The 8,932-nt window shown below is 71.6% G+C and carries 9 protein-coding genes; all 9 read left to right on the top strand.

Annotation, left to right across the window (positions count from 1 at the left end; genetic code table 11):
• On the top strand, positions 1-255 hold a 255-nt coding region (locus GUY60_RS29295; RefSeq protein WP_161703196.1), incomplete at its 5' end, for a hypothetical protein.
• 262 nt (positions 256-517) lie between these two features.
• On the top strand, positions 518-1,744 hold the full coding sequence (locus GUY60_RS29290) for an acyl-CoA dehydrogenase family protein (RefSeq protein ID WP_161703195.1): 1,227 nt from the start codon (positions 518-520) through the stop codon (positions 1,742-1,744).
• A gap of 68 nt (positions 1,745-1,812) precedes the next feature.
• Positions 1,813-2,796, top strand: coding sequence for a bifunctional MaoC family dehydratase N-terminal/OB-fold nucleic acid binding domain-containing protein (locus GUY60_RS29285; RefSeq protein ID WP_187370155.1), 984 nt, complete (start codon positions 1,813-1,815; stop codon positions 2,794-2,796).
• Entirely contained in the window at positions 2,796-3,851 is a 1,056-nt protein-coding gene (locus GUY60_RS29280) for an acyl-CoA dehydrogenase family protein (RefSeq protein ID WP_161703191.1), read from the top strand. Before GUY60_RS29285 ends, GUY60_RS29280 begins: the two co-directional genes overlap by 1 nt.
• Positions 3,848-4,252 (top strand): MaoC family dehydratase, encoded by a 405-nt coding sequence (locus tag GUY60_RS29275; RefSeq protein WP_161703190.1) that lies wholly within the window; start codon positions 3,848-3,850, stop codon positions 4,250-4,252. Before GUY60_RS29280 ends, GUY60_RS29275 begins: the two co-directional genes overlap by 4 nt.
• Positions 4,249-5,415 (top strand): lipid-transfer protein, encoded by a 1,167-nt coding sequence (locus tag GUY60_RS29270; RefSeq protein ID WP_161703188.1) that lies wholly within the window; start codon positions 4,249-4,251, stop codon positions 5,413-5,415. Before GUY60_RS29275 ends, GUY60_RS29270 begins: the two co-directional genes overlap by 4 nt.
• 62 nt (positions 5,416-5,477) lie before the next feature.
• On the top strand, positions 5,478-6,395 hold the full coding sequence (locus GUY60_RS29265) for a glycoside hydrolase domain-containing protein (protein ID WP_187370154.1): 918 nt from the start codon (positions 5,478-5,480) through the stop codon (positions 6,393-6,395).
• Between the two features lie 176 nt (positions 6,396-6,571).
• Positions 6,572-7,144 (top strand): SigE family RNA polymerase sigma factor, encoded by a 573-nt coding sequence (locus GUY60_RS29260; RefSeq protein WP_376771335.1) that lies wholly within the window; start codon positions 6,572-6,574, stop codon positions 7,142-7,144.
• A gap of 125 nt (positions 7,145-7,269) precedes the next feature.
• Entirely contained in the window at positions 7,270-8,916 is a 1,647-nt protein-coding gene (locus GUY60_RS29255) for a long-chain fatty acid--CoA ligase (protein WP_161703184.1), read from the top strand.
• Positions 8,917-8,932: the final 16 nt, after the last annotated feature.

Genomic DNA, 8,932 nt, shown 5'->3' with positions numbered 1-8,932 from the left:
GCTGCACTCTTCACGGGCGTGGCCCAGGCTGACAACGGCGGCTTCGCGAGCGACGGGTCGAACGCCAGCGTCGCGACCATCGCGGGTAGCGGTGTCGGGGACGACAACGCCGGTAACTCGGCCACCAATCAGCAGGTGGCGACGGGTTCGGGCGCCTCGAACCAGAACAACAACGCGCAGGTCGACGGGTCGGCCTTCACGGCCATCGACCAGTCGAACGAGACGTACGCGGTCAACTTCACCCACCTCTGGTAAGGCACCGGATCGAGCCGGGCCACGCCCTCGTGAGGGGGCGGGGGCGTGACCCGGTGGGGGAGGCACACTGCGCGGCGGCACGAACTGTGCCGCCGCGCAGGCGTGTTGAGGGTGCGCCGGGCCGCTCGTGCCACCAAGTCGCCCTGAGTCAGCCGCGCCACCCGCGCGGCCCACGGGGGCGGTGTCCGTGACCTTGACAGTGGGCGCGTTTCTGACGGACAGTCAGAAACCCTGATTCGTACGAGGTCCCAGGAGGGACGCCGTGCATCTCGCCCCCACGGAGCGCCAGGAACAGCTGCGCGCCGAACTCCGTTCGTACTTCCGCGGCGTCCTCGGCCGGGAGCCGACCGGCGCGGACCAGACTCGCGGTCACGGTGACGCGCCCGCCGAACCCGCCGACTCCACCGACCCCGCCCGGCAGCGCGAGATCCTGCGGCGCATCGGTGCCGACGGAATGCTAGGTCTCGGCTGGCCGGAGGAGTACGGCGGCCAAGGGCGGGGCGCGGACGAGCAGTTCGTGTTCTTCGACGAGGCGTACCGCGCGGGCGCGCCCGTGTCGATGGTCACCCTGAACACGGTCGGGCCGACCCTGATGAAGTACGGGACCCAGGAGCAGAAGGAGTACTTCCTGCCCCGGATCCTCAGCGGCGAGCTGGTCTTCGCGATCGGTTACAGCGAGCCGTCCGCCGGAACGGATCTGGCGGCCCTGCGCACCCGGGCCGTACGGGAGGACGACACCTGGCTGATCGACGGGCAGAAGATCTTCACGTCCAACGCGCAGAACGCAGACTGGATCTGGCTGGCCTGCCGTACGGACCCCGAGGCGCCCAAGCACAAGGGCATCTCCATCGTGCTCGTGCCGACGGACGCGCCCGGGTTCTCCTGGACGCCGATCGAGACCGTGGGCGGGCTGACGACGACGGCGACGTACTACGACGGGATCAGGGTGCCCGCGTCGAACCTGGTCGGTGAGGAGAACGGCGGCTGGGGCCTGATCACCAACCAGCTCAACCATGAGCGGGTGGCGCTCGCCGCGATCGGGATGCAGGCCGAGGACTGCTACGCGAGCGCCCTGGCCTATGCCCGTACCCCCGACCCGGTGACCGGCCGCCGCCCCGTGGACGTGCCCTGGGTCAGATCCCGTCTGGCGGAGGTGCACGCCCGCCTAGCCGCGACGCGCTTGCTGAACTGGCGCCTTGTTAGTGACGTGGGGGCGGGGCGGCTCGCGCCGGGGGACGCCAGCGGGGTCAAGTTCGCGGGCACCGAGTCGGCGGTCGAGGTGTACCGGATGTGCCAGGAGGTCGTCGGTGACGCGGGCCTCGTACGGGCCGGTTCGCCCGGTGCGTACGGCATCGGGCGGGACGGGGACGGCGAGTTGGAGCGGATGAACCGGGCGGCGCAGATCAACACGTTCGGGGGCGGCGTGAGCGAGGTGCAACGGGAGATCGTCGCGACGATGCGGCTCGGCATGAGGAAGGTGCGGCGGTGAGCGGGACGAGGGAACGGGACGCGCGGGCGGACGGTGCGGCGGGCGCCGGCGTACCGGCTGAACAGGCGCTGCTTCTGGGCGAGTTGAAGGCGTACGAGGGCAGGGCCGCCGCCGAGGCCGGGCAGGGCAAGGACCCGGTGAACGAGCCGATGATCCGGCACTGGTGCGAGGCGCTCGGCGACACCAACCCCGCGTACACCGGACCGGAGGCCATCGCTCCGCCGACCATGCTGCAGGCCTGGACGATGGGCGGTCTCTCCGGGCACAGCGCGCGTTCGGCGGCGTACGAGGAGCTGTTCGCGCTCCTGGACGGCGCCGGGTTCACCTCGGTCGTGGCCACCGACTGCGAGCAGGAGTATCTGCGGCCGCTGCGGCCGGGCGACGCGATCACCTTCGACGCGGTGATCGAGTCCGTCTCCGGGCAGAAGACGACCAAGCTGGGCACCGGGCACTTCGTGACGACCCGGATGGACGTCCAATCGAACGGCGAGCCGGCCGGGACGCATCGCTTCCGCATCCTCAAGTACGCGCCCGCGCGCCGTGAGCCGAAGCCGGAGCAGAAGCAGAAGCAGAAGTCGAAGGGGCAGCGGCCGCGGCCGGTGATCAACCGGGACAACGCCGGGTTCTGGGCGGGCGTCGACCGCCACCAGCTCCTGATCCAGCGCTGCACGGCGTGCCGGACGTTGCGCTTCCCCTGGCTGCCGGGGTGCAACGCCTGCGGCTCGGACCAGTGGGACACGGTCGAGGCGAGCGGCGAGGGCACGGTCTACTCGTATGTGGTCATGCACCACCCGCCCTTCCCCGCCTTCGATCCGCCGTACGCGGTCGGTCTCGTTGAACTCGCCGAAGGGGTACGGATGATCAGCAATGTCGTCGGGGTGGCGCCGGACGAGGTGCGGATCGGGATGCCGGTGCGGGCCGAATTCCGGCAAGTGGACGCGGAGTTGGTGCTTCCGGTGTTCCGGCCGACCACCGCCGTGTCCGACGCCTTGTCCGGTGCGGGGCGCACGGCCGATGTGGGGAGCGCGACGGAAGCGGGGGGCGTGGCCTGATGGACTTCACGCCCACCGAGGAGCAGTCCGCGGCCCGCGAGCTCGCCGCGCAGATCTTCACCGACCTGTCGACCCCGGACCGGCTCGGCGCCCTGGGGACCGGCGCCGACCAGGAGCTGTGGAAGGAGCTGTGCGCGGCGGGTCTGGGCGGCGCCGTCCGGGAGACCGGGCTGCTCGGCCTCGTCCTGATGCTTGAGGAGCAGGGCCGCACCACCGCGCAGGTGCCGTTCGCCGCGACCTGCGCGTACGGCCTGCTCGCCGTCGCCGCGCACGGCTGCGCCGCACAGCGGGAGCGGCTGCTGCCCGCCCTGGAGGACGGTACGGAGGTGGCGACGGGCGCGTTCCCGGCGCAGCCGGGCGTACGGGCGGACGCGGCCGGCCGGCTCAGCGGCACCGTCGCCTGGGTGCCGTGGCTGCGGGACGCCACGTATGTCCTGGTGGCGGCGGCCGACCACAGCCTGTGGATGGTGCGCGCCGCCGACGCCGAGGTCGAGCCGGTCGAGCTGACCGCGCCCTGGTCGGCGGGGCGCCTGGTCCTCGACGCGACGCCGGGCGAACGGCTCGGCGCGGGCGGCCGTGAGGTGTACGAGGACGTGCTCGCCGGAGCGCGCACCGCGTTCGCCGGGCTGCAGGCCGGGGTGTGCGCGGGCGCGCTCGCGCGGGCCGTCGAACACACCTCGGAGCGCGAGCAGTTCGGCAAGCCGCTCGCCGCCAAGCAGGCGGTGCTTCTTCGCGCGGCCGACGCGTACATGGACACCGAGGCCATCCGGGTCACCGCGTACGAGGCGGCCTGGCGGCGGGACGCGGGGCTCGACCACCGGGCCGCGTCCCTGACCGCCGCCTGGTGGGGCGCGGAGGCGGGCCGCCGGGTCGTGCACGCGGGCCAGCACCTGCACGGCGGCACCGGAGCCGACCTGGACCACCCGGTGCACCGGCACTTCCTGTGGGGCCGGCAACTGGACGCGTATCTGGGCTGCGGGGCCGAAGTCCTCGCAGATCTGGGGGAGTTGATCGCCCACGAGGGCGACGGTGCCGAGGAGGCGCGAAGCGCATGAAGGACCCACGGCCGGGGGACGTGCTGCCGCCCCTGGAGATCCCGGTGACCCGCACCCTGATCGTCGCGGGGGCGCTGGCCTCGCGCGACTACCAGGACGTGCACCACGATGCGGAGCTCGCGAAGGAGAAGGGCTCCCCCGACATCTTCATGAACATCCTGACGACGAACGGCCTGGTCGGACGGTACGTGACTGACCACTTCGGCCCCGCAGCCGTACTGCGGAACGTGAAGATCCGGCTCGGGGCGCCCAACTACCCGGGCGACACGATGGTGTTGACGGGTGCGGTCGCGGAGGTGGAAGGCGCCACGGCCCGGATAGACGTGGTCGGCACCAACGGCATCGGCAAGCACGTCACCGGCACGGTCACCGTGAGCCTTCCCGAAGGGGCGGACGCATGAGCGTACGGAGCAGGGACACGCTCGGCGGGAAGGCGGCGGTCGTCGGCATCGGCGCCACCGAGTTCTCCAAGGACTCCGGGCGCAGCGAACTGAAGCTCGCCGTCGAGGCGGTGCACGCGGCGCTCGACGACGCGGGCCTCTCCCCCGCCGACGTGGACGGCATGGTCACCTTCACGATGGACACCAGCCCGGAGATCACCGTCGCGCAGGCGGCCGGTATCGGCGAGCTCTCGTTCTTCTCGCGGGTGCACTACGGCGGCGGCGCGGCCTGCGCGACCGTCCAGCAGGCGGCCCTCGCGGTGGCGAGCGGAGTGGCCGAAGTCGTCGTCTGCTACCGGGCGTTCAACGAGCGCTCGGGCCGCCGCTTCGGCTCCGGCGTCCAGCAGCGCGAGCCGTCCGCCGAGGGCGCCGCGCTCGGCTGGGCCCTGCCCTTCGGCCTGCTCACTCCGGCGTCCTGGGTGGCGATGGCGGCCCAGCGCTATCTGCACACGTACGGGCTCGGCCCCGATGCCTTCGGCCATGTCGCCGTCACCGACCGGAAGTACGCGGCCACCAACCCGGCGGCGTACTTCTACGGGAAGCCGATCACCCTGGCCGAGCACGCCGCCTCACGCTGGATCGTGGAGCCGCTGCGGCTGCTCGACTGCTGCCAGGAGACCGACGGCGGCCAGGCGATCGTGGTGACCAGCGCCGAGCGGGCGCGTGATCTGCGGCAGCGGCCCGCGGTGATCACGGCCGCGGCGCAGGGCGCGGGCCGGGCGCAGGAGCAGATGACCAGCTTCTACCGCGACGACCTCACCGGGCTGCCCGAAATGAGCGTGGTGGCACGGCAGTTGTGGCGCGGCTCAGGGCTCACTCCGGGGGAGATCGACGTCGGCATCCTGTACGACCACTTCAGCCCGTTCGTCCTGATGCAGCTGGAGGAGTTCGGCTTCTGCAAGCCGGGCGAGGCCGCCGACTTCGTCGCCGCCGAGGCGCTGCCCCTGAACACCCATGGCGGGCAGCTCGGCGAGGCGTATCTGCACGGCATGAACGGCATCGCGGAAGGCGTGCGGCAGGTGCGCGGCACCGCGGTGAACCAGGTGCCGGACGTGTCCCGGGTGCTCGTCACGGCCGGAACCGGAGTGCCCACTTCGGGGCTGATCCTGGGTTCGGACGGCTGAAGTCTCGGGCGCCGTGCGCGTGTCAGGGCCCGTCCTGAGGGGCGGGCCCCTTCACTCGCCGTATGGACCACAAAAAGCCGATCGTTGGACTTGTCCTCTTTGTGCTCGGCCTGCTCACCCTGACCGCACCGCCGACCGCGGCCGCGCCGACCTCCGGCCCCGTGGTGAACGGCGCTGTCGAGAACGGCCCGGTCGAGAACGGCGCGGTCGTGAAGGGTGCCGCCGGAGCGCCGGGCGCGCAGCGGGCCCGGCCGAGCCCGAAGCTGTTCAAGGGCTTCGCCTTCGACACCTGCACGGCCCCGCCCCTGTCCACGATGGCCGCCTGGCACTCCGCCTCGAACTACCGCGCCGTGGGCGTCTATTACGGCGGCCGCGGCCGGCACTGCAAGACCCAGCCGCACCTCAGCAAGACCTGGCTGCGCTCGGTACGGAACATGGGCTGGCGGGTGCTGCCCCTGTACGTCGGCTCGCAGCCGCCCTGCGTGATCGCCAAGAACAAGAAGGGCGTACGCATCGGCAACGACCCCGTCGCACAGGGCCGCACCGAGGGCCGGGACGCGGCGCGCCGGGCCGCGGCACACGGCATCCTCGACGGCAGCCCGCTCTATCTCGACATCGAGGGCTACGACCTCAGGGACGCCAAGTGCAAGGCGCGGACCCTGGACTTCATCCGCTCCTGGAACCGCACGGTCCGCGGGCGGGGCTACGTCACCGGCTTCTACAGCAGCGCCGACTCGGGCATCACGCACATGGAGGCGTCCCGCCTGGCCGGGGTGCGCGACCTGCCCGAGGCGGTGTGGTTCGCCCGCTGGCGCGGAGGCAAGCCGAACCTGAACAAGGAGCCGGTGTTCGCGCCGGGTGCCTGGTACCCGAACCGGCGCATCCACCAGTACAGAGGCAACGTGAAGGAGCGGCACGGCGGCCACACCCTGCTCATCGACCGCAACCTGGTGGACGCGCCGGTGGCCCGGATCGGCTGAGGGCCGCCCGGACCGGTGGCCCGCCCCGGAGACGCCCTCTCCGGGGCGGCTCCGGGTGCCTCCACCTTCAGGAGGTGGACCGGGCACCGCTCCTACAACCAGAGGGGGACGCGGGTTCGGGACCTGGGGCCGATCCGCAGGGGTGCGGGCGCTCCTAGCGTGGAGCCATGACCGTCATCGAGGGGCCCGTCCGCCCGAGCGCGTCGAAATCCGCGACCAGGCCGGCCACGCACGGCTCCTACGCCGCGTACGCCCCGTACCCGTCCTTCTCCTCCTACATGCGCGCCCGCCAGCCCGTACTGCTGCGCACCGCCCGCTCGTTGACGGCCAACCCGTGCGACGCCGAGGACCTGCTGCAGACCGCGCTCACCAAGACGTACGTGGCCTGGGAGCGGATCGAGGACCACCGGGCCCTGGACGGATACGTCCGCCGGGCGCTGCTCAACACCCGCACCTCGCAGTGGCGCAAGCGCAAGGTCGACGAGTTCGCCTGCGAGGAACTGCCCGAGCCGGACGCGGCCGAGACGGCCGACCCGGCCGAGCAGCAGGTGCTCAGGGACGCCATGTGGCGCGCGATCCTGAAACTGCCCGCCCGCCAGCGAGCCATGGTGGTCCTCAGGTACTACGAGGACCTGAGCGAGGCCCAGACCGCGGAGGTGCTCGGGGTCTCCGTCGGCACCGTCAAGAGCGCGGTCTCCCGGGCCCTCGGCAAGCTCCGCTCGGACCCGGAGCTGGCGCCTGTGCACTGAGCACATGGTGTGGATCACTCGTCCCCACACGCATCCATCGGCGCCGCACTAGTGACATACCACGCGGTATGCGGTGAGAATCTGCGGAAACCCTACTGCTCCGTAGCGCCCACCGGGAGGACGCCGTGCTGAGCACCATGCAGGACGTACCGCTGACTGTGACCCGACTCCTCAAGCACGGGTCGACCGTCCACGGCACATCGCGGATCACCACGTGGACCGGCGAGGACGAGCCGCACCGCCGCACCTTCGCCGAGATCGGTGAACGCTCCGCCCAGCTCGCGCACGCGCTCCGCGACGAACTGGGTGTGGCCGACGACCAGCGGGTCGCCACGCTCATGTGGAACAACGCCGAGCACGTCGAGGCGTACTTCGCGGTCCCCGCCATGGGTGCCGTGCTCCACACCCTCAACCTGCGCCTGCCGGCGGAGCAGCTGGTGTGGATCGTCCGGCACGCCGCCGACCGCGTGATCATCGTCAACGGCTCGCTGCTGCCGCTGCTCGCCCCGCTCCTGCCGCAGCTCACGCCGGTCGAGCACATCGTGGTCTCGGGCCCCGGCGACCGCTCGCTGCTCGACGGCGCGGACGTTCAGGTGCACGAGTACGAGGAGCTGCTCGCCGGGAAGCCCACCGCGTACGACTGGCCGGAGCTTGACGAACGCCAGGCCGCCGCCATGTGCTACACCTCCGGCACCACCGGCGAACCCAAGGGCGTCGTCTACTCGCACCGCTCCATCTACCTGCACTCGATGCAGGTCAACATGACCCAGTCGATGGGCCTCACCGACGAGGACACCGGCCTGATCGTGGTCCCCCAATTCCATGTGAACGCCTGGGGCCTGCCGCACGCCGTCTTCATGACCGGCGTGAACCTGCTGATGCCGGACCGCTTCCTGCAGCCCGCACCGCTCGCCGAGATGATCGAACGCGAGCGCCCCACGTACGCGGCCGCCGTGCCCACCATCTGGCAGGGCCTGCTCGCCGAGCTGACCGCCAACCCGCGGGACATCGAGAGCCTCGACCAGGTCACCATCGGCGGCGCCGCCTGTCCGCCCTCGCTGATGGAGGCCTACGACAAGCTCGGCGTGCGGGTCTGCCATGCCTGGGGAATGACGGAGACCTCCCCGCTCGGCACGGTCGCCCGGCCGCCCGCCGGGGTCAGCGAGGCCGACGCGATGGGCTACCGCCTCACCCAGGGCCGCTTCCCCGCCGGCGTCGAGGCCCGGCTCACCGGCCCCGGCGGCGAGCATCTGCCGTGGGACGGCACCTCGGCCGGCGAGCTGGAGGTGCGCGGTCCGTGGATCGCGGGCGCGTACTACGGAGGGGCGGACGGTGAACCCTTCCGGCCCGCCGACAAGTTCAGCGAGGACGGCTGGCTGAAGACCGGCGACGTCGGCATCATCAGCCCCGACGGCTTCCTCACCCTGACCGACCGCGCCAAGGACGTCATCAAGTCCGGTGGCGAGTGGATCTCCTCGGTCGAGCTTGAGAACGCCCTGATGGCGCACCCGGAGGTCGCCGAGGCCGCGGTCGTCGCCGTACCGGACGAGAAGTGGGGCGAACGCCCGCTGGCCACCGTCGTGTTGAAGGAGGGCGCGACCGCCGACTTCGAGGTGCTGCGCGACTTCCTCGCCGAACACATCGCCAGGTGGCAGCTGCCCGAGCGCTGGACCATCATCCCGACGGTCCCGAAGACCAGCGTCGGCAAGTTCGACAAGAAGGTCATCCGCAAGCAGTACGCCGACGGCGAGCTGGACATCAAGAAGTTCTGAACCTGTACGTCGGGGG

The sequence above is a fragment of the Streptomyces boluensis genome (assembly GCF_009908195.1).
Taxonomy (GTDB): Bacteria; Actinomycetota; Actinomycetes; order Streptomycetales; family Streptomycetaceae; genus Streptomyces; species Streptomyces boluensis.
The sequence above is the reverse complement of the archived record's forward strand: the minus strand, read 5'-3'. Positions and strand labels throughout refer to the sequence as shown.

Coding starts and splice junctions, on each gene's coding strand:
- GUY60_RS29280 (WP_161703191.1), top strand. CDS start 2,796: ATGGACTTCACGCCCACCGAGGAGCAGTCCGCGGCCCGCGAGCTCGCC.
- GUY60_RS29275 (WP_161703190.1), top strand. CDS start 3,848: ATGAAGGACCCACGGCCGGGGGACGTGCTGCCGCCCCTGGAGATCCCG.
- GUY60_RS29270 (WP_161703188.1), top strand. CDS start 4,249: ATGAGCGTACGGAGCAGGGACACGCTCGGCGGGAAGGCGGCGGTCGTC.
- GUY60_RS29265 (WP_187370154.1), top strand. CDS start 5,478: ATGGACCACAAAAAGCCGATCGTTGGACTTGTCCTCTTTGTGCTCGGC.